General features: G+C 72.8%; 17 protein-coding genes. 8 read left to right on the top strand and 9 right to left on the bottom strand.

The genetic code is table 11. The annotated features are described in order from the left end of the window. Nucleotides 1-105: 105 nt before the first annotated feature. Entirely contained in the window at nucleotides 106-660 is a 555-nt protein-coding gene (locus tag OHU74_RS29840) for a DinB family protein (protein ID WP_371618731.1), read from the top strand. 62 nt (nucleotides 661-722) lie between these two features. Here the strand turns inward: OHU74_RS29840 and OHU74_RS29835 are convergent, their stop codons facing one another. Together OHU74_RS29835 and OHU74_RS29830 are read right to left on the bottom strand one after the other, a co-directional pair. Next, nucleotides 723-1,622, bottom strand: a complete 900-nt coding sequence (locus OHU74_RS29835; protein WP_371618730.1) for an arginase family protein — start codon at nucleotides 1,620-1,622, stop codon at nucleotides 723-725. Between the two features lie 4 nt (nucleotides 1,623-1,626). Next, entirely contained in the window at nucleotides 1,627-2,202 is a 576-nt protein-coding gene (locus tag OHU74_RS29830) for a GNAT family N-acetyltransferase (RefSeq protein WP_371618729.1), read from the bottom strand. 34 nt (nucleotides 2,203-2,236) lie between these two features. On the opposite strand from OHU74_RS29830, the gene OHU74_RS29825 reads away from it, so the two are divergent. Continuing rightward, nucleotides 2,237-2,995, top strand: a complete 759-nt coding sequence (locus OHU74_RS29825) for a hypothetical protein (protein ID WP_371618728.1) — start codon at nucleotides 2,237-2,239, stop codon at nucleotides 2,993-2,995. A gap of 4 nt (nucleotides 2,996-2,999) precedes the next feature. On the opposite strand, the gene OHU74_RS29820 is transcribed toward OHU74_RS29825, so the two are convergent. The 6 genes from OHU74_RS29820 to OHU74_RS29795 form a co-directional block, all read right to left on the bottom strand. Further along, on the bottom strand, nucleotides 3,000-4,985 hold the full coding sequence (locus OHU74_RS29820; RefSeq protein WP_371618727.1) for a prolyl oligopeptidase family serine peptidase: 1,986 nt from the start codon (nucleotides 4,983-4,985) through the stop codon (nucleotides 3,000-3,002). Continuing rightward, entirely contained in the window at nucleotides 4,985-6,355 is a 1,371-nt protein-coding gene (locus OHU74_RS29815) for a M20/M25/M40 family metallo-hydrolase (protein ID WP_371618726.1), read from the bottom strand. Before OHU74_RS29815 ends, OHU74_RS29820 begins: the two co-directional genes overlap by 1 nt. 1 nt (nucleotide 6,356) lies before the next feature. Then, on the bottom strand, nucleotides 6,357-7,190 hold the full coding sequence (locus OHU74_RS29810) for a M55 family metallopeptidase (RefSeq protein WP_371618725.1): 834 nt from the start codon (nucleotides 7,188-7,190) through the stop codon (nucleotides 6,357-6,359). A gap of 178 nt (nucleotides 7,191-7,368) precedes the next feature. Continuing rightward, the gene (locus OHU74_RS29805) at nucleotides 7,369-8,658 is read right to left on the bottom strand and encodes a DUF6236 family protein (RefSeq protein WP_371618724.1); all 1,290 of its coding nucleotides are present in this window, start codon (nucleotides 8,656-8,658) and stop codon (nucleotides 7,369-7,371) included. 75 nt (nucleotides 8,659-8,733) lie between these two features. Further along, nucleotides 8,734-9,177 carry an SRPBCC family protein gene (locus OHU74_RS29800; protein WP_371618723.1) on the bottom strand — a complete coding sequence of 148 codons (444 nt, stop codon included), beginning with the start codon at nucleotides 9,175-9,177 and terminating at the stop codon, nucleotides 8,734-8,736. A gap of 72 nt (nucleotides 9,178-9,249) precedes the next feature. Beyond that, on the bottom strand, nucleotides 9,250-10,080 hold the full coding sequence (locus OHU74_RS29795; RefSeq protein WP_371618722.1) for a hypothetical protein: 831 nt from the start codon (nucleotides 10,078-10,080) through the stop codon (nucleotides 9,250-9,252). Nucleotides 10,081-10,191: 111 nt separating this feature from the next. Between OHU74_RS29795 and OHU74_RS29790 the strand changes: the two genes are divergently transcribed. The 3 genes from OHU74_RS29790 to OHU74_RS29780 all read left to right on the top strand — a co-directional run bounded on the left by OHU74_RS29790 (nucleotide 10,192) and on the right by OHU74_RS29780 (nucleotide 13,706). Then, the gene (locus OHU74_RS29790; protein WP_371618721.1) at nucleotides 10,192-11,253 is read left to right on the top strand and encodes an Rv2578c family radical SAM protein; all 1,062 of its coding nucleotides are present in this window, start codon (nucleotides 10,192-10,194) and stop codon (nucleotides 11,251-11,253) included. A 135-nt stretch (nucleotides 11,254-11,388) separates the two neighbouring features. After that, nucleotides 11,389-12,966, top strand: a complete 1,578-nt coding sequence (locus tag OHU74_RS29785; RefSeq protein ID WP_371618720.1) for an alpha/beta hydrolase — start codon at nucleotides 11,389-11,391, stop codon at nucleotides 12,964-12,966. A 224-nt stretch (nucleotides 12,967-13,190) separates the two neighbouring features. Next, nucleotides 13,191-13,706 (top strand): RidA family protein, encoded by a 516-nt coding sequence (locus OHU74_RS29780; RefSeq protein ID WP_371618719.1) that lies wholly within the window; start codon nucleotides 13,191-13,193, stop codon nucleotides 13,704-13,706. Here OHU74_RS29780 and OHU74_RS29775 read toward each other — a convergent pair. After that, nucleotides 13,699-14,271 carry a HEAT repeat domain-containing protein gene (locus tag OHU74_RS29775; protein WP_371618718.1) on the bottom strand — a complete coding sequence of 191 codons (573 nt, stop codon included), beginning with the start codon at nucleotides 14,269-14,271 and terminating at the stop codon, nucleotides 13,699-13,701. The two genes, OHU74_RS29780 and OHU74_RS29775, sit on opposite strands and share 8 nt — an antisense overlap. A gap of 510 nt (nucleotides 14,272-14,781) precedes the next feature. Here OHU74_RS29775 and OHU74_RS29770 point away from each other — a divergent pair. The 3 genes from OHU74_RS29770 to ccrA all read left to right on the top strand — a co-directional run bounded on the left by OHU74_RS29770 (nucleotide 14,782) and on the right by ccrA (nucleotide 19,394). Then, entirely contained in the window at nucleotides 14,782-16,617 is a 1,836-nt protein-coding gene (locus OHU74_RS29770) for a 3-hydroxyacyl-CoA dehydrogenase family protein (protein ID WP_371618717.1), read from the top strand. 166 nt (nucleotides 16,618-16,783) lie between these two features. Beyond that, nucleotides 16,784-17,632: a TetR family transcriptional regulator gene (locus OHU74_RS29765; protein WP_371618716.1), complete on the top strand. Its 849-nt coding sequence runs from the start codon at nucleotides 16,784-16,786 to the stop codon at nucleotides 17,630-17,632. 424 nt (nucleotides 17,633-18,056) lie between these two features. Continuing rightward, entirely contained in the window at nucleotides 18,057-19,394 is a 1,338-nt protein-coding gene (gene ccrA / locus OHU74_RS29760) for a crotonyl-CoA carboxylase/reductase (RefSeq protein ID WP_371619853.1), read from the top strand. Nucleotides 19,395-19,450 lie beyond the last annotated feature (56 nt).

The raw sequence follows: 19,450 nt of genomic DNA, 5'->3' as shown, positions 1-19,450 counted from the left end.
ATGGAACACGCCGCGGCGGCCGGTGCACAGGGATTCGGCGCATCACCACCGGTCAGGATTACGCAAAGCCCTTCCCGGCGCGGATCGTTGATCGACAATGGGCGCATGAGCGAACGCAGCAGAAAGGCCGAGTTCTTCGGCGGAGCCGAGGCCGAGAGCGAGTTCAGGGGACGCCCCACGACCGGTGACGAGCGAGTGATGCTCACCGCGATGCTGGGAGCACAACGTGCGACGCTGGAGCTCAAGTGTGCCGGTCTGGACGAGGAGTTGGCCGTCCGGTCGGTGGAGCCGTCCACGCTGTCGCTGCTCGGGCTGGTGCGCCACCTCGCGGACATGGAGCGCCGCTGGTTCCGGCAGGTGCTGGCCGGCCAGGAGGCTGCGGCCCGGTTCTCCTCGGCGGACGATCCCGACGGGGACTTCGACGGGGCCGGGGCGGAGCCCGCGGTGGTCGAGGGCGCCTGGGAGGCGTGGCGGGCGGAGGTGGCGTTCGCCGAGCGGTTCGCGGCGCGGGCACCCGACCTGGAGGTCTCGGGGAAGGACGGGTGGCTGGGCGAGGTTTCGCTGCGCTGGGTGCTGATCCACATGATCGAGGAGTACGCGCGCCACAACGGCCACGCGGACCTGTTGCGGGAGCGCATCGACGGCGCGATCGGGGTCTGACCGCGGGGCACCCGCCGGGGACGGGCGCCCGGCCGCCCCCGGCAAGATCCGAAAGAGACGGCCTAGGCGAACGCGCCCGCCACCAGGTCCGCGAGCAGTGCGCCCGCGCGGCCTTCGGGGTCCAGGTCCGGGTCGTAGATCGTGACGTTGAGCCCGACGCAGCGCGGGGAGCTGATCAACACCCCGAGCAGCTCGGCGAGTTCGTCCGGGATCAGACCGCCGGGGTCCGGGCTGTCGACCGCCGGCATCACCGACGGGTCCAGTACGTCGGCGTCCAGGTGGACCCAGAACCCGGCCGTGGCCGGTGGCTGCAGCCCGGTCAGGGCCGTCCGGGCCACCGGCCCGGCGCCCCGGTCGCGGATCGCGCCCACGGTGGCGGCGAAGATCCCGGCGGCGCGCAGCTCGGGGAGGTCGGGATCGCCGTCGCGCAGCCCGAAGAGCCGTACGTCCTCGTCGCGCAGGTAGGGCGCGAGGCCCTCCAGGTTCGCGAGTCCGGCCTGGCCGCGCCCGGTGGCCAGGGCCAGTTCCTCGCCGGCCGCGGCGCCGACGGGCCCGTTGACGGCCTCGTTGCCGGGGTGGCGGAAGTCCGCGGAGCCGTCGATGGCGGCCATCCCGTACCGCCCCAGGCGGCGCATGGCGAGCGAGGCGCCCAGCTGGATGGAGCAGTCGCCGCCGAGGACCACGGGGAACTCCCCGGACCTCAGGTGGCCCTCGATCCGGTCGGCGAGGGTGACGGTGTACGCGGCGAGGGGCCCGGCGTGGAACACCCCGTCCCCCTCCTTCCACTCCCCCCGGTCGTAGCGCGGCGGGACGACCACCCCGCCCTCGCGCGCGCCGAGCCGGGCCAGCAGGCCCTGTTCGCGCAGGGCCCCGGCCAGCTTGTACACGCCGGGTACCGTGCCCGGCGCGGGAGGCCGGAGACCGAGGTTGGACGGTGCGTCGAGGAGTACGAGGGTTCGCATGGATTCATCCTGTGCGATGCGGGGCCCGGGGACGAGGCATTTCGGCCGTGATCGCCCAGCGTTCGTGGTCCCGCCAGGCGCCGTCGACGTGGAGGAAGTCCGCGGAGAGCCCTTCCAGCCGGAAGCCGCGGCCGCGCACGAGGGCGATCGAGGCGGTGTTTCCCGGCTGGATGTTGGCCTCCAGGCGGTGCAGGCCGAGGCCGTCCGCCGCGAAGGCGTGGCCGAGGACCAGGTCGAGGGCTTCGCCGAGCAGCCCGCGGCCCGCCGCGTGCGCGAAGGCCCCGTAGCCCAGGGCGCCGCACTGGAAGGCGCCCCGGACGATGTTGTTGATGTTGACGAAGCCGGCGATGGCGCCGGTCTCCCGCTCGCAGACGAGGAACCCGGCCTTGGCCTTCACCCCGCCCTCGATCAGCGGGGCCGCGTAGGCCTCGTAAGCCTCGATCGTGGCGGGCGGGGACAGCCAGGGGTGATGGAGCCCCCGGCTCTCTCGCGCGCGGGCGGTGAACTCGGCGCCGTCCGCGAGCCGGAAGGGGCGCAGCCCCACCCGGGGGCCCGCGACGAGGTAAGGGAAATCGACCACGCGCCCAGGGTAGGTGTATGGCACCATCGCCGTCGTGATCAACGAAGAGAACGACGGGATACGCCTGCTCGCTGCGCTCAACAACGCGGAGTGGTGCGACGCCGTGTGCCGCGCGCACGGGCTGGAGGGCTCGCTCGGCGAGGACGTCTGGATCAGTGCGCGGCGGACCCCGCCCTACTACCCCGACGCGGTGACCCTCCGTGCGGAGGCCTCCGAGGGGGCGGTCCTGACGGGGATCGACACCGATGCCCCGGGCAGTTCGGTGAAGGACAGCTTCGCCGTCCTGGACCTGGCACCGGACGGTTTCGAGGTGCTCTTCGACGCCCAGTGGATCCACCGCCCGGCCACGGCTCCCGCCCCCGCGCCGACGCCCGGGCTCGCGCTCAACTGGACCCGGGTCGCCTCGGCCGCCGAGCTGGAGGCCTGGGAGGCCACCTGGGACGGGGAGGAGAGCACCGGCCTGTTCCGCCCGGCGCTCCTCACCTCCGAGATCGCCTTCCTCGCCGGCCGCGACCCCGGCGGGCGGATCCGCGCCGGAGCCGTCGCCAACCGCACCGGCGAAGTGGTGGGCCTCTCCAACGTCTTCACCGCCGAAGGCACCCCGGACGACGCCGCCTGGAGCGGCTCCCTGGCCTCGATCGCCGGGCTGTGGCCGGGCCTGGCCGTCGTGGGCTACGAGTCCGGTGACGACCTCGGCACCGCGATCCGGCACGGCTTCCGCCCGGTGGGCCCGCTGCGGGTGTGGCTGCGCACCAGCGAGCGGACCCATCTGCTGCGCAGCCGCACGGCCTGAGCGCTCACGGCTCCAGGACCAGCCTCGGCACGTCCGTCCGCTCGATGCCGAACACCTGGCTGTACAGGGACAGTTCCGACTCCAGGGCCCGGACCATCGACTCCGCGCGCCGGAAGCCGTGTCCCTCGCCCTCGAAGGTCACGTAGGCGTGCGGCACCGAGCGGCCGCGCATCGCGTCGAGCAGCCGCTGGGCCTGGGCGGGCGGGCAGACCGGGTCCTCCAGGCCCTGGAGGAGGACGAACGGCGCGGTGATCCGGTCGGCCAGGGCCACCGGGGAGCGTTCGCGGCTGATCCTCTCCAGGGTCCGCGGCGGACCGGCGAGACCGTCGAGGTAGCGGGACTCCAGGTCGTGCGTCTCCTCGGCGAAACCGCACAGGTCCAGCACGGGGTAGATCACCGCCGCGCACGCGTAGAGGCCGGTGGAGGCCAGTGAGGCCGCCGCCGTCCAGCCGCCCGCGCTGCCGCCGCGGATCGCGAGCCGGTCGGGGTCCGCGGTGCCCTCCGCGGACAGACCGCGGGCCACGGCCGCGCAGTCCTCCACGTCGACCACGCCCCACTGTTCGCGCAGCCGCTCCCGGTAGGCGCGTCCGTAGCCGGTGGAGCCGCCGTAGTTGACCTCGACGACGCCGATGCCGCGCGAGGTGAAGTAGGCGATGTTCAGGTCGAGTACGGGCGGCACGTGGTCGGTGGGGCCGCCGTGCGCCCACACCACGTACGGGGGCAGCTCCCGGTCCCGGGCCCGCAGCTCCGGATGGTGCGGCGGATAGACGTGGGCGTGGATCTGCCGCCCGCCCCGACCGTGGAAGGTCCGGCTCTGCGGCTCGGGGTAGTACGCCGGGTCCACCGGATCCGCCCTCCCGCCGCCCACCACCCGGGCGTGCCCGGTGGCGGTGTCCAGCTCCACCACCTCGTACGCGCTGCGCGGGCTGGCCGCGACCCCGTAGACCCGGCTTCCCAGGACGGCGAGCGTGGGCTGCCAGGCCGTCCACGGACCGGCCGCGTCGACCAGGTCGCCGCTCTCCGGGTCGAGTACGCCCAGCACCGAGGAGCCCTGGCCGTGCAGGACGGCGACGAGGCCCCCGGGGAGCGCGGCGATCCAGCGCAGTCCGGGCTTCCACAGCGGCCCGCCGAACTCCTCTTCCCGGGGGCACAGGTTGACGGCTCCGCCGGTGTCGGGGTCCACCCGGTACGGGTTCCACCAGCCGCCCCGGTCGCTCACCGCGAGGAGGGTCCCGTCACCGGCCCACTCGACCTGCGCGACGGCCTCCTCGGGTCCGCCGAGTACGGTACGGGGCTGCGCGAGCCGCCCGTCCGGGGTGACCTCGGCGAGCCTCAACTCGGTGCCGTCCCAGGGCATCCGGGGGTGGTCCCACACCAGCCAGGCGGCCTGCCGCCCGTCCGGGGAGATCCGCGGGCCGGTGGTGAACCGGTACCCGTCGTCGGTGAGCTCCCGCACCCGGGAGCGGTCCTCGGCGGCCGATCCGTCCAGCGGTACGGCGGCCAGGACCCGGCGCACATCGGTCGGCCCGGGTCCAGTGAACTCCTCGAGCACGCACCAGACTTCGCCGCCGTGCAGTACGGGGTCGGCCCAGCGCAGCCCGCCGCCGACCGCCGAGACGGGGGTCAGCGGGCGCGGGGCGGTGCCGCCGGGCGCGTCGGGCTCGTACGCGTACAGCCGCTGGTCGGGAAAGTGCGAGAACACCACCAGCGGTCCGCCCGAAGGGCGTTCGGTGCCCGCCCAGGGCCGGCCCCCGTACTCGGTGACCCGGCTGCGCACGTTCCACGGCGCGGGCAGCACCGAGACGGGGTGGCCGCCGTCGGCCGACCGCCGGACCAGCGCGCGGCGCCCGCCCTCGGCCGGCCGGGGCTCCGTCCACCACACCTCGGGGCCCACCGTGCCGACGTACTCGGGCCGCCCGTCGAGGGAGGCGGCGAGCGCGGCGTCGATGGGCGAGGGCCAGCTGCCGTAGGGAGCGGTGCGGGGCTCCATCACAGGGTGCGCAGCGCGTGGTCCAGGACGCGCACGCCGAAGTGCAGGGCGTCGACGGGGACCCGCTCGTCCACTCCGTGGAAGAGGGACCAGTAGTCGAAGCCGGGCGGCAGCTTCAGCGGGGAGAAGCCGTAGCCGGTGATGCCGAGGCGGGAGAACTGCTTGGCGTCGGTGCCGCCCGCCATGCAGAAGGGGACCACGTGCCCCTCGGGGTCGAACCGCTCGACGGACTCGCGCAGGATCGCGTAGGTCCGCCCGTCCACGGGGGCTTCGAGGGCCACCTCGCGGTGGTGGAATTCCCAGCGCACGTCGGGGCCGGTGAGCTCGTCGAGGGTGGCGATGAACTCGGCCTCGCCGCCGGGCAGCATCCGGCCGTCCACGAAGGCGGTGGCCGTGCCGGGAATGACGTTGAGCTTGTAACCGGCGCTGAGCATGGTGGGGTTGGCGCTGTTGCGGACGGTCGCCTCGACGAGGGCCGAGGCCGGTCCGAGCTCGCGCAGGACGGCGTCGAGGTCGAAGCCGGGGGCTCGCGGATCCACCGACAGCCCCTGGAGGGCGGCCAGTTCGGTGATGCAGGCGACGACCGTGTCGGTGAGGCGGACCGGCCACCGGTGCTCGCCGATCCGGGCCACGGCGGCGGCGAGCCGGCTGACGGCATTGGCCCGGTTGGGCTTGGAGCCGTGCCCGGCGGTACCGGTGGCCGTCAACTTCAGCCAGGCCGTGCCGCGTTCACCGGCGGCGATCGGGTAGAGGGGGGGCCGTCCGGGGCCGGGGTGCACGGTGAAGGCACCCGATTCTCCGATGCCCTCGGTACAGCCTTCGAAGAGTTCCCGATGCCGGTCGGCGAGGAAGCCGGCTCCGTCGATCGCGCTGTCCTCCTCGTCGGCGGTGTAGGCGATCACGATGTCCCGGCGCGGCCTGCAGTCCAGCCCCCTCTCGGCGGCCCGCGCCCAGGCCCGTACGACGGCCAGCACCATCGCGTCCATGTTCTTCATGTCGACCGCGCCCCGGCCCCAGACCACCCCGTCGCGGACCTCGCCGGAGAAGGGGTCCACCCTCCAGTCGGCGGCCTCGGCGGGGACCACGTCGAGGTGGCCGTGGACCAGGAGGGCGGGGGCCGTGCGGTCGGTCCCCTCGATCCGGGCCACCACGTTGCTGCGGCCCGGGGTGCGCTCCAGGATCACCGGTTCGATCCCGGCGGCCGCCAGCCGCTCGGCGACGTACTCGGCGGCCGGCCGCTCACGGCAGTCGCCGCCGCCCCGGTTGGTGGTGTCGATGCGGATCAGGCCGGAGGTGAACTCCACGGCCTCGTCGAGCGCCGTCCGGTCCACCGGGGAGTCCAGGACCGAGCCGGGGTTGGGGTCGGACATGTCAGCCATACTGCTCCTCCACCGCTGCCGAGACGATCGTCGTGACCGCCTTGAAGGTCCGGATCCCCTCATACATGGTCGCGCTGGTGTACGCGACCTTGCGCTCGCCCGACCGCGCGACGCCGGGTACCACCGTGGCAGCCATCGCCAGGTGCTCCGCGTCGAACTCCACCTCGACCGTGAAAGGGCCGCCGCGTACGGGTTCGTGACGGACCGCCAGGGATGCGGCCGCCTTGGCGGCGGCCCTGATGTCGGCGGCCGTGCGGGCGGGGGTGCGGCAGACGGCGGCGTAGCGCGAGACGTGGTCCTTGACGGCGACGGTCACCGCGTCGGGGGCGTATCCGGCGGCGTCCACGCAGGTCAGGTCGTCTCCCGTGACGAGCACCACGGGGACCCCGTACTCGGCGACGACGTGTGCGTTGAGCACGCCCTCGCTGGCCCGGGTCCCGTTCAGCCAGACCCCGGTGATGGAGTTGGCGAGGTAGGTGTGGGCGAGGACCCCTTCGGCTCCGGCTCCGGTGTGGTAGCCGACGAAGGCGATGCCGTCGACGTCCCCGTGCTGGACGCCCTCGACCATGGAGAGGGATTTGTGGCGGCCGGTGAGCATCTCGACGCGTGCGTCGAGCCGCTCCAGCAGCAGGTTGCGCATGGTCCAGTGGGCCTCGTTGACGAGGACCTGCTCCGCGCCCGCGTCGTAGAAGCCGAGTACGGCGGCGTTCACGTCGGAGGTGAACATCGTCCGGCAGCGTTCCCACTGCGGCGTCCCGGGCAGCACGTCGGCGGGCCAGGTGACGCCGGTGGCGCCTTCCATGTCGGCGGAGATGAGGATCTTCATCGGGCCCCCGGGCGGTCGGTAGCGCTCAGAGCCCCACCCTAACCGCCCGGCCCCACGGGACCCCGGGGCCACGCCCGACCGCACTGACGCCCGACCACACCGACGGCCGGGGCCGACTAGGCGCGGGCCCGGCAAGATCCGAAAGAGACGACCTAGGGGCCCCAGGCCCGGCCCGCCCTCACCTGCGGACGCTCACGCGGGCCGCGATCCGCCGGAGCAGTTGCGCGGGGGCCAGCTCCTGCTTGACGGAGAGCAGGTACGCGGCCGGGGAGGCGGCCAGCACGGCCTGCTTCTGCCGGCGCGCTCCGTGGGCGACCCCGGCGACGCTGAAGGCCGCGCCGAGTCCGGTGGCCACGAGCGAGCTGCCGGAGAACTGGCCGACCGCCCAGCCGAGGGCGGGAGGCAGCACGAAGGCGACGTTGGCCGCGCTGAAGGTGGTGGCGGTGTTCAGCGATCCCATGGCCTCCTCCAGCTCGGCCAGCGGGACCCGGAACCGCCGGTCGACCTCCTGCTCGACGTAGCGGCGGGCGGCCTCGGGCAGCCGGATGTCCGCGAGGTCGGTCTTCAGGGCCTCGACGGCATCCGTGACGGCCCGGCCGAAGCGGTCGAAGGCCGCCGTGTGCGTCGTGCGCAGCTCGATGATCTTCTCGATGTCGATGCCGCGCAGGTCGGCGGGGAGCACGACGCGCACGGCCAGCATCCCCACGGTGTCGAGGAGGCCGTCGTCCACCGGGTCGAAGAGGTCGCCGCCCCCGGCGAAGGGCCGCCAGACCCCGGGGTCGGAGTCGCGGTCGAGCAGCGCCCGCGCGATGCGTTCGGGGTCCCAGCCCTGCGCGGCGGTGTGCGCGGCCGCGTGGTCGGTGGTCGGCGCGTAGCCGCCGAGCCGCGCGAGCTCCTCGGTCAGCGCACACTTGTACACCCAAGCGAGCTCGGGTGACATGGTGAGGAAGCCGCCGCGGCCCACCCCGCGCAAGCTCGTGCTGTGCGTGGGAAGGGCGAACCCGCCTTCCGCCAGGGCCTCGCGCAGCCGGGGGTCGACCTCGCCGTGGTAGACACCGGCCAGTCCGAACGGGCGGATGCGGCGCGGGGCCGGTGCGCGGGACATGGTCGGCGCGCCGCGCCGTCCGTGCTCGAAGTCGGGAAAGCCGTTCGAGGCCCCGCCCGCGGTCCGGTCCCGCAACTCCTCGAAGTTCGCGTGCCTGTCGCGCAGTTCCCCGAGGAGGGCGGAACCCCCGGACAGCACTTCGAGGAAGTCCTCGGCCACGGCCCGAGCAGCCGCGGCCGGGTCCACGTCGTGGATGAAGCCCGGGAGCCCCTCGCGCAACCGCTCGACAGTCGGTGAGTCCATGACGGGGTATCCGTCCGGGACCACCCGGCCCAGGCTGGGCCAGTACAGCGCGGCGGCCTTGAGCCAGCTCTCGTCGCGGAAGTGGATGTACGGGTAGTACAGCCCGTTCTTCTGCAGCACCGGCCCCCCCCCAGGTCAGCGGTTTCACCCGATCCGGTGAAGCCGGGTTCCCGACCTCACCGGCAACATCCTTGCTCAGCCCTCGACTTCGGCGGCCAGGTTGGCCAGAACGGTGTCGTAGATACGGCCGAGACCCTTGGGCGCGAAGGTGCGCTCGAAGAAGCCGCCGATGCCGCCCGCGCCGTTCCAGACGGTGCTGACGACGGCCTTGGACTTGCCCTCGCCGGCCGGGGTGACCGTCCAGGTGGTGACCATTGAGGAGTTGAGGTCCTTCTCCACGAGCTGCCCGTCGGTGGGCTCGGTGACCTCCAGCAGGCAGTCGCGCACCCGCTTGCTGGTGGCCTGGAGCTTCCAGTGGACCTCGGTGCCCTCGCCGTCGCCGCCCTTGCGCACCTCGTACTCGCTGAAGTGCTCGGGAAGCAGCTTGCTCCGGGTCCCGGTGTAGTCGGCCAGCGCGTCGAACACGGTCTCCGCGTCCGCCGTGATGATGCGCTCCGTGGTGGCCTCGACCTGCGCCATGGCTGTCCTCCAGCAGTTGTGTCCGTCGTCGCCGCAAGCCAACCACCTCCGGGGCGGGCGCCCAAATCCGGGTCAGACGTGGCAGCGGACGTACACGAGGAGCGTGTCCCCGGGCAGTCCGGCGAGGTGGGCCCCCGCACTGCCGATCCGCCTCGTGGACGGCGGGGTGTGCGGGCAGGATCCGGGGTCGTCACAGGCACCGTGCAGAGGGTCTTCGCCCCACTCGCACCACCAGCCGTCGAGGGTCAGGACGTTCTCGCAGGCGGCGGCCCAGCCGCTGCCGTATCCGACGTACGTCTCCCGGGTGCGGAAATAGCCGAAGGTTCCGAGCGGGTCGTCGATGTCACAGAGGGCGGATTCGAACCCGTCGGCGGCCGGATCGACGGGCAGCTCGGCGACCCATCGCCGGAAGGGCGCGGCCGGCGTCTGCGCGAGGTATTCGGCACGGGCCTCGTCGCACGCGGCCTCGAAGTCGGACCGCTCCACTCCGATCCGCTCCGGAAGGAAGTCCTCCCACGGCCGGGCCGGCGGGTGTTTCCGGAGCAACTCCTGCCAGTGGTCCCAGGCGGCACCGGCCAGTTCTGCGGTCCGCTCGGAGCGCCCGCGCACCACGAGCAGCCCGCGCGGACCGCCCGCGCACCAGCCGGGCCGGCTGTCCTCTCGGGAGCCGTTCCAGCGCGGGTGGTCGTGAATGATCCGGGGGTCCTCCTCCTGACCTGGCCGGATGCGGTAGCCAGCCCCCTCCGCGCCGCCCTGGATCCGCCAACTGTCCCAGATCCGCAGGTCCTGGGAGATGTCACCGTCCCGGTCCAGCCAGAAGGGCGCCAGCGCCTCGCCGACCGCTTCCTCCAGTCGGTCCCGGGCCTCGCCCGGAAGGCACACCGTGAGTCTGTATCCCGCCATGAGGCTCAGCCTTCCACCCCCTCAACGCCCTGACCAGCGAATTCCCCGCCCCGCACGATCATGGGAACGTTTGTTCTATTCTCGGGGGCGAGCCACCTAGGGAGCCGCACCATGCGCTGGGACAGCCTGAGCAACGAACCCCCCGAGGACGGGGACGAGGAGAGCCGGCCCGCCGGACCCGCCGCGCTCTTCGGCGCCGCCGCCGTCGTCACCCGCACCTTCGACACCCCCGAGTTCCGCGGGATCACCTTCCACGAGGTGCGCGCCCGCTCGATCCTCAACCGGGTCCCCGGGGCCTCGCGGATGCCGTTCGAATGGACCGTGAACCCCTACCGGGGCTGCAGCCACGCCTGCGTCTACTGCTTCGCGCGCAAGACCCACAGCTATCTCGACCTCGACACCGGCATCGGTTTCGATTCCCAGATCGTCGTCAAGACCAACGCCCCCGAGCTCCTGCGCCGCGAGCTCGCCGCCCGCCGCTGGACCGGCGCGCACATCGCGATGGGGACCAACGTCGACTGCTACCAGCGGGCCGAGGGCCGCTACCGGCTCATGCCCGGGATCATCGGGGCGCTGCGCGACCACGCCAACCCCTTCTCCATCCTCACCAAGGGGACGCTGATCCTGCGCGACCTCCCCCTCCTCCAGGAGGCCGCCGCCGTCGCCGACGTCGGGATCTCCGTCTCCGTCGGCTTCACCGACACCGCCCTGTGGCGCACCGTCGAACCCGGCACCCCCTCCCCCGCCGCCCGGCTGCACGCCGTGCGCACCCTGACCGACGCGGGCATCGAGTGCGGGGTCCTGATGGCCCCGGTGATCCCCTTCCTCGGAGACTCCCCGGAGCAGCTGCGGGACACCGTCCGGGCCGTCGCGGAATCGGGCGCGACCTCCGTGACACCCCTCGTACTCCATCTGCGGCCCGGGGCCCGCGAGTGGTTCACGGCCTGGCTGGGCGAGCACCATCCCCACCTGGTCGAACGGTACGAGCGGATGTACGCGGGCGGCTCGTACGCGCCCACCTGGTACCAGCGCATGATCACCCGACAAGTCCACGAGCTCGCCGCCGAATTCGGCATCGGGCCGGGCGGGAGCGGGCGGGACCGCGGGACCCTCCTGCCGGAGCGGCCGGCCGAGCCCGTGCCCGCCGGACCCACCCAGCTGAGCCTGCTCTGAGGCCGCGCACGCGCGCCCGTACGACCGTACGACCGACTGAAGGGTCATCACATCGGGCCAATAGGCCGCCCAATCCCCCTTTCCGGGCGCGGGTTCCGGGACGATTCCGCCCAGAACCCTCGGCTGGGAGGCCCCATGAGCCCCGTGAACCGTCCGCCCCTCAAGAAGCGCGCCGCCGTCCTGCTGGCGGTCACCACCGTCGCCGCCGCCCTCGCGAGCCCGGTGACGGCCGCCGCGCCCGGCGCGCCCGCACCCGCGCCGGCGCCCCTGAAGTGGTCCAACTGCGCCACGTCCCGCTATCCGACGCTCCAGTGCGCCTCCCTCAAGGTCCCCCTCGACCACGACCGGCCCGACGGCCGGCAGATCTCCCTCGCCCTGACCCGGGTCCCCCACACCGCGGCCCGCTCCCAGGGCCCGCTGCTGGTCAATCCGGGCGGCCCCGGCGGCAGCGGCCGCACCCTGGCCGGCTACATCGCCTCCGCACTGCCCAAGGACGTCGCCGGCCAGTACGACGTGATCGGCTTCGACCCCCGGGGCGTCGGCAAGAGCGAGCCCGTCCTGGACTGCGGCGCCGGCCACTTCACCCCCGTGCGGCCCGACTCCGTCCCCCTGGACGAGGCGACCGAGCGCGCCAACCTGGAGCGGGTGAAGGCCTTCGCCGAGTCCTGCCAGACCAAGCACGCGGACGTGCTCCCGTACATCGGCACGGTCTCGGCGGCCCGGGACCTCGAGGTGCTGCGGGGCGCCCTGCGCGCCGACAAGCTCAGCTACTTCGGCTACTCCTACGGGACCTACCTGGGCGCGGTCTACGCCAAGCTGCACCCCGACCGCGTCCACCGCCTGGTCCTGGACTCGGTCGTCGACCCGGCCGGGGTCTGGTACGAGGACAACCTCGCCCAGGACCAGGCCTTCGACGCCCGCCACAAGTCCTTCCTCGCGTGGGTGGCCCGGTACGACTCCACCTACCACCTGGGCACCGACCCGGCGGCGGTCGAGGCCCGCTGGTACGAGATGCGCTCGGCGCTGCGCACCACCCCGGCGGGGGCCAAGGTGGGTCCGGCCGAGCTGGAGGACACCTTCATGCCGGGCGGCTACTTCAACGGCTACTGGCCGCACCTGGCCGCGGCGTTCTCCTCGTACTCCGTGGACAACGACCCCAAGCCGCTGGTGGCCGCGTACGAGAAGTTCGGCGCGGTGGAGCCCTCCGCGGGCAACAGCTACAGCGTGTACACGGCCGTGCAGTGCCGGGACTCGGCGTGGCCCAAGGACTGGAACACCTGGCGCGCCGACATGTGGCGCACGCACGCCAAGGCGCCCTTCATGACCTGGAACAACGCCTGGTACAACGCCCCGTGCGCGTTCTGGCCGACCGAGCCACTGCAGGCCCCGGACGTCACCAACACCGACCTCCCGCAGGCGCTCCTCTTCCAGGCGACCGAGGACGCGGCGACCCCGTACGAGGGCGCGGTGAGCATGCGGCGCAAGCTCGCGGGCTCCGCCCTGGTGGTCGAGCAGGGCGGCGGCAACCACGGGATCGCGCTCAGCGGCAACAAGTGCCTGGACGAGAAGCTGGCTTCGTACCTGCTGACAGGCAAGGCCGCCGACGCCACCTGCCCCGCCCAGCCGGCCCCCAAGCCGCTCCCCGCGACCCGCGCGGTCCCGCCGTCGGCGGGCGGCGCGGCGCTGCACGGCCTGCTGGGGTTCCGGGGCTAGGTCGTCTCTTTCGGATCTTGCCGGTCGAGCCCGCGTCGTCCGGTGCCGTGCCTCGCCGTGCTGCCGGGGCTCCCGCGTACTGGACGTACTCGGGTGACCCGGCAGCGCGGCGAGGTGCGGTTGCCGGGCGGCGCGGGCCCGGCAAGATCCGGAAGAGACGGCCTAGGTCGTCGGCACGGGCGGATGGGCCCCGGCCGTTGGCCCGTTCGGGCACAATCGCGCCCATGACCACCAGTAGCAGCAGCCACCTCACCCACATCTCCGAGCCGGAGGGCGTCGCCCCGGGCACCGGATACAGCCACGTCGTCTGGGGCACCGGGCGGTTCGTCGCCGTCTCCGGGCAGTGCGCCTTCGACGAGAAGGGCGAGGTGGTCGGCGAGGGCGACGCCGCCGCCCAGGCCCGGCAGGTGTTCGAGAACCTGAGCCGGTGCCTGGCGGCGGCCGGGGCGACCTTCGACGACGTGGTGAAGCTGACGTACTTCGTCACGGACGTCGCCCACCTCCCCGCGGTCCGCGCGGCCCGTGACGAGGTGATCGCCCCGGACCGCCTCCCGGCCTCCTCGGCGGTCCAGGTGGCGGCGCTGTTCCGGCCCGAACTGCTCCTGGAGATCGAGGCCTTCGCGATCGTCCCGGAGCCGAAGCGGGCCGAGACCACGACCGGGTCCGAGTCCGGGACCGGGTTCAGGACCGGCCCCGGAGCCGGTTTCGGGACCGGTTTCAAGACGGGGTTCGCTAGCTGACTTCCAGCTGCCTCAGGGCCGCGGTCGCCGCCACCGCCAGCCGCGGGTGCGACTGGGCCCGTACGAGGACCTCGTGGGCGCGCCGGTCCGCCAGCGCGCCCAGCCCTTCCACGCAGGCCAGCGCCACCCGCCAGTACGGGTCGTTCGGCGCGAGCAGCCGCGACAGGGTGCTCATCAGCGCCGGGGCGGATTCGGGGGCGCGCAGCGCGGCCAGCAGCCGGACCGGGTGCAGGGCGTAGGCCGTCCGCAGTTCGTTGGTCGCCAGGGCCGCCGCCGCGCGGGCGGTGCGCGGGTCCCCGAGGACGGCCAGCGCCTGCGCCGCGGCCTCGCAGCGCGGCGGGTCCCGGTGGTTGAGCAGCAGGACCAGGGCTTCGAAGGCCCGCCGGTCCCCGGCCAGGCCCAGCCGGTACGCGGCCAGTTCCCGGGCCCACAGCGGCCGGCCGGCCTCGGACAGGGAGGCCGCCAGCTCGTCGGGGTCCGCGGCGACCAGCGCCGCGTATTCAGCGGACCCGGCTTCAGCGGCCCCGGCCGACTCCGCCCGCAGGCGCTCCAAGACGTCGTTCACCCGGCCACCCTAGGGGGCCGCGACCACCGGCACGCGCGGTTCCCGGACTTGGGCGTCTCTTCCGGATCTTGCCGGGCCCGCGCCGCCCGGCACGGCACCGGACGACGCGGGCTCGACCGACAAGATCCGAAAGAGACGGCCCCGTCGCACGGTCCGCTGGAGGGCCGGTTGATCGATGATCGATGATCGGTACATTTGAGCGGCACAGGTCACATGTGCGCACCCTGGCGGACCAGTTACCAGCGGGTTACTGTCCCTACAACACGTACGAGGGCGGCCTGGTGACGCAGCCACCTCGTACCAGTCGGTTCTGCACGACCTCCGCACCACCTCACGGCGTGACCCCGGGACAGGGCTCCGCCGCTTGTGCCCCACGGGCCGTTCCCCCTGGACACCCTCCTCCCGGAACCTCCCGCCCCGGGCTTCTCCGCACGGCTTCCCGTACGGCATCCGCGCGCGCCGCAGCGCCGCGCCCCCTCAGTCGTCACCCTCTTCCACTGGAGTCCCGCGATGGACCTTCCGTCCACGTCCAGTCAGTCCTCCTCCCCCTCCTCCGAGCCCGCCCGGCCCGCCCTGCAGACCATCGCCGTCGTCGGCCTCGGCACCATGGGCACCGGCATCGCCGAGGTCCTCGCCCGGGCCGGCCGCGAGGTCATCGGCATCGAGATCAGCGACACCTCGGCCCGCCGCGCCACCGCGGCCCTCGCCGCCTCCACCGCCCGCTCCGTGACCAAGGGGCTGCTCACCGAGCAGGAGCGCGAGGGCGTGCTCGCCCGCTTCCGCACCTTCTCCGAACTGGGCGCCGCAGCCGAGGCCGATCTCGTCATCGAGGTCGTCCCCGAGTCCTACGAGCTCAAGCAGCGGATCTTCCGCGAGCTCGACGCGATCGTGCGGCCCACGGCCATCCTGGCCACCGGCACCAACGCCCTGTCGGTGACGCGGATGGCTGCCGAGTCGCAGCGCCCCGAGCGCGTGGTCGGGCTGCACTTCTTCAACCCGGCCCCGGCGATGAAGCTGGTCGAGGTCGTCTCCAGCGTGCTGACGGCCCCGCCGGCCGTCGAAGCGGTCACGACGCTGGCCCGTGAGCTCGGCAAGGAGCCCGTCGCGGTCGGCGACCGCCCCGGCTTCGTCGCCGACGGCCTGCTCTTCGGCTACCTCAACCAGGCCGCCGCGATGTACGAGGCGAAGTACGCCTCCCGCGAGGACATCGACGCGGCGATGCGGCTGGGCTGCGGCCTGCCGATGGGCCCGCTCGCCCTGCTCGACCTGATCGGCGTGGACACCGCGCGCACCGTCCTGGAGGCCATGTACGCCGCCTCCGGCGACCGGCTGCACGCCCCGGCCCCGATCCTGGGCCACCTCGCCGAGGCGGGCCTGACCGGACAGAAGTCCGGGCGCGGGTTCTACACGTACGAGTCCGCGGGCAGCCAGGTCATCGTCCGCGACCTCCAGACCCCGCCGGACGGCGACCTGGTCCGGGCCAGCCGCCCGGTCTCCACGGTCGGCGTGGCCGGTTCGGGCACGATGGCGAGCGGCATCGCGCAGGTCTTCGCGCAGGCCGGCTACTCCGTGGTGCTGGCGGCCCGCAGCCAGGAGAAGGCGGACGCGGCCAAGGCCGCCATCGCCAAGTCCCTGAGCCGCGCCGTGGACCGGGGCCGGCTGACCGCGGACGCGGCAGCGGCCACCGTGGGCCGGATCACGGCGGCGGGTTCGCTGGAGGCCTTCGCCGAGGTGGACCTGGCCGTGGAGGCCGTCGCCGAGGACCTGGCGGTGAAGCAGGAGCTGTTCCAGAGCCTGGACAAGGTCTGCAAGCCGGGCGCGGTGCTGGCCACCACGACCTCCTCGCTGCCGGTGATCGCGATCGCCCGCGCCACCTCGCGTCCGCAGGACGTGATCGGCATGCACTTCTTCAACCCGGCTCCGGCGATGAAGCTGGTCGAGGTGGTCCGGACCGTCCTGACCGCCGACGACGTGCACGCCACGGTCCGCGGGATCTGCTCCAAGGTGCGCAAGCACCCGGTGGACTGCGGGGACCGGGCCGGTTTCATCGTGAACGCGCTGCTGTTCCCGTACCTCAACAACGCGATCAAGATGGTCGAGCAGCACTACGCCGGGATCGACGACATCGACGCGGCGATGAAGCTGGGCGCCGGCTACCCGATGGGGCCCTTCGAGCTCCTGGACGTGGTGGGCCTGGACGTGTCGCTGGCCATCGAGCAGGTCCTGCACAAGGAGTTCCGCGACCCGGGCCTGGCCCCGTCCCCGCTGCTGGAGCACCTCGTGGCGGCGGGCTGCCTGGGTCGGAAGACCGGCCGCGGATTCCGTGAGTACGCCCCCCGCCGGTAACCGGCGGCCGGCCCCTGAGCCGGATGCGTGGGGAGGGCTGCTCGGGTCTGCCGGACCCTCACGGCAGGCCGTACCTTCCGGGCCCAGTGCGGGCCCTCCCCCGCATCCACCCCTGTCCCAGACCCCTCGGGAGCGCTCTCCGGCGCGAATGAAGTACTTTCGCTCTATGTCCCAGCCCGTCAAGACCTCGCCCCGCGCCTCCTCGGCCTCCGACGCCACGGAGAGCCCGGCCGGCACCAAGGCGGCCGCCCAGCGGCTCAAGATGCGCCGCGAGCTGGCGGCGGCCGCGATGGAGCTCTTCGCGACCAAGGGGTACGAGGCCACGACGGTCGACGAGATCGCCGCGACGGCCGGAGTGGCGCGCCGGACCTTCTTCCGGCACTTCCGCTCCAAGGAAGAGGCGATCTTCCCGGACCACGACGACACCCTGACCCGCGCCGAGGCCGTCCTCGACGTGGCCCCGGCCCACGAGCACCCGCTCGACACGGTGTGCCGGGGGATCAAGGAAGTCATGAAGATGTACGCCGCCTCGCCCGCGGTGTCGGTGGAGCGCTACCGGCTCACCCGCGAGGTGCCGGCGCTGCGGGAGCGGGAGATCGCCTCGGTGGCCCGGTACGAGCGGCTCTTCACCCGCTACCTGCTGGCCCACTTCGACGAGACCGACCACCACGACGGCAACGACGACCCGCTGCTGGCCGAGGTGGCTGCCTCCGCGGTGGTCACGGCCCACAACCACGTGCTGCGGCGCTGGCTGCGGGCGGGCGGCCAGGGGGACGTGGAGGCGCAGCTGGACCACGCCTTCTCGATCGTGCGCAAGACCTTCGGGACCGGGATCGGCGCGGGGCGCACGCTGGGCTCGGCCCAGCCGGCGCACGGTTCCGCTTCCGCGGCCGCTCCGGCCCCGGCCGCGGCCTCGGTCCGTACGCAGGGCGAGGTGCTGGTCGCGGTGGCCCGTACGGACGCTCCGCTCGACGAGGTCATGCGGACCATCGAAGAGGCGCTCAAGAAGAAGTAGCAGGACACAGCAGTAACGCTCGTCACAGCGGCCGCTCCCGTTCCGGGGGCGGCCGTTTTCGTTTGTCCGGGTTGCCCCTACTCGCGGGTAACTCTGATCGATCATCGCTCATCCGCGCAGGTCAATCGGCAAATGAGAGAAAGTTTTGGCACGCGGTGCCTTGCTGAGTGACACGGGGTGCCATACGTTGAATCTCGTCCGGATGTCCCCGCGGTCCAGCCCACTCGGCACGGACCGCGCCCCGGATGCCTGCGTCACCAGGCCCCCGCACAGCCCCACCACAGGCAACGCGCAGCAGCACCCCAGCCGAATCGACGGCGCCCCAGAACATCGCACGACACCGCTCGACCCCCTCGGCTCCGCCGTTCCACACCACCCGTTTCCCTGAGCGCACCCTCATCAGCGCATGGCCGGAGGCAACACCGTGAAGGACATCCTGGACGCGATCCAGTCGCAGGCCGCGACGGCCGCCGACTTCGCGGCCCTGCCGCTCCCCGACTCGTACCGCGCGATCACCGTGCACAAGGACGAGGCGGAGATGTTCGCCGGGCTCACCACCCGCGAGAAGGACCCCCGCAAGTCCCTGCACCTGGACCAGGTCCCCGTGCCGGAGCTCGGCCCGGGCGAGGCCCTGGTGGCCGTCATGGCCTCCTCGGTCAACTACAACTCCGTGTGGACCTCGATCTTCGAGCCGGTGTCCACCTTCAGCTTCCTGGAGCGCTACGGGCGCCTGTCGGAGCTCACCAAGCGCCACGACCTGCCGTACCACGTCATCGGCTCGGACCTCTCGGGCGTCGTCCTGCGCACCGGCCCCGGCGTGAACGCCTGGAAGCCGGGCGACGAGGTCGTCGCGCACTGCCTGTCGGTCGAGCTGGAGTCCTCCGACGGCCACAACGACACGATGCTCGACCCCGAGCAGCGCATCTGGGGCTTCGAGACCAACTTCGGCGGCCTGGCGGAGATCGCACTGGTCAAGTCCAACCAGCTGATGCCCAAGCCCGACCACCTCAGCTGGGAGGAAGCCGCCTCCCCCGGCCTGGTCAACTCCACCGCGTACCGCCAGCTGGTCTCCCGCAACGGCGCCGGCATGAAGCAGGGCGACAACGTCCTGATCTGGGGCGCGAGCGGCGGGCTCGGCTCGTACGCCACCCAGTTCGCGCTGGCCGGCGGCGCCAACCCGATCTGCGTGGTCTCCAGCGCGCAGAAGGCGGACATCTGCCGGGCGATGGGCGCGACCGCGATCATCGACCGCAGCGCCGAGGGCTACAAGTTCTGGAAGGACGAGCACACCCAGGACCCGAAGGAGTGGAAGCGCCTGGGCAAGCGCATCCGCGAGCTGACCGGCGGCGAGGACGTGGACATCGTCTTCGAGCACCCGGGCCGCGAGACCTTCGGCGCCTCGGTCTACGTCACCCGCAAGGGCGGCACGATCGTCACCTGCGCCTCGACCTCGGGCTACAACCACGAGTACGACAACCGGTACCTGTGGATGTCGCTGAAGAAGATCGTCGGCTCCCACTTCGCGAACTACCGCGAGGCCTGGGAGGCCAACCGCCTGGTCGCCAAGGGCAAGATCCACCCCACCCTGTCGAAGGTCTACTCCCTGGAGCAGACCGGCCAGGCCGCCTACGACGTCCACCGCAACCTCCACCAGGGCAAGGTCGGCGTCCTCGCACTGGCCCCCGAGGAGGGCCTGGGCGTGCGCGACCACGAGATGCGCGCGACGCACCTCGAAGCGATCAACCGCTTCCGCGACATCTGATCCTTCGCCTGATCCGTACGACCGTCTGATCCGTACGACCGTCTGATCCGTCTGAG

The sequence above is a fragment of the Streptomyces sp. NBC_00454 genome, assembly GCF_041434015.1.
Taxonomy (GTDB): Bacteria; Actinomycetota; Actinomycetes; order Streptomycetales; family Streptomycetaceae; genus Streptomyces.
This window is presented reverse-complemented; position numbering and strand designations above follow the sequence as displayed.

Coding starts and splice junctions, on each gene's coding strand:
- OHU74_RS29840 (WP_371618731.1), top strand. CDS start 106: ATGAGCGAACGCAGCAGAAAGGCCGAGTTCTTCGGCGGAGCCGAGGCC.
- OHU74_RS29835 (WP_371618730.1), bottom strand. CDS start 1,622: ATGCGAACCCTCGTACTCCTCGACGCACCGTCCAACCTCGGTCTCCGG.
- OHU74_RS29820 (WP_371618727.1), bottom strand. CDS start 4,985: ATGGAGCCCCGCACCGCTCCCTACGGCAGCTGGCCCTCGCCCATCGAC.
- OHU74_RS29815 (WP_371618726.1), bottom strand. CDS start 6,355: ATGTCCGACCCCAACCCCGGCTCGGTCCTGGACTCCCCGGTGGACCGG.
- OHU74_RS29810 (WP_371618725.1), bottom strand. CDS start 7,190: ATGAAGATCCTCATCTCCGCCGACATGGAAGGCGCCACCGGCGTCACC.
- OHU74_RS29800 (WP_371618723.1), bottom strand. CDS start 9,177: ATGGCGCAGGTCGAGGCCACCACGGAGCGCATCATCACGGCGGACGCG.
- OHU74_RS29795 (WP_371618722.1), bottom strand. CDS start 10,080: ATGGCGGGATACAGACTCACGGTGTGCCTTCCGGGCGAGGCCCGGGAC.
- OHU74_RS29790 (WP_371618721.1), top strand. CDS start 10,192: ATGCGCTGGGACAGCCTGAGCAACGAACCCCCCGAGGACGGGGACGAG.
- OHU74_RS29785 (WP_371618720.1), top strand. CDS start 11,389: ATGAGCCCCGTGAACCGTCCGCCCCTCAAGAAGCGCGCCGCCGTCCTG.
- OHU74_RS29780 (WP_371618719.1), top strand. CDS start 13,191: ATGACCACCAGTAGCAGCAGCCACCTCACCCACATCTCCGAGCCGGAG.
- OHU74_RS29770 (WP_371618717.1), top strand. CDS start 14,782: ATGGACCTTCCGTCCACGTCCAGTCAGTCCTCCTCCCCCTCCTCCGAG.
- OHU74_RS29765 (WP_371618716.1), top strand. CDS start 16,784: ATGTCCCAGCCCGTCAAGACCTCGCCCCGCGCCTCCTCGGCCTCCGAC.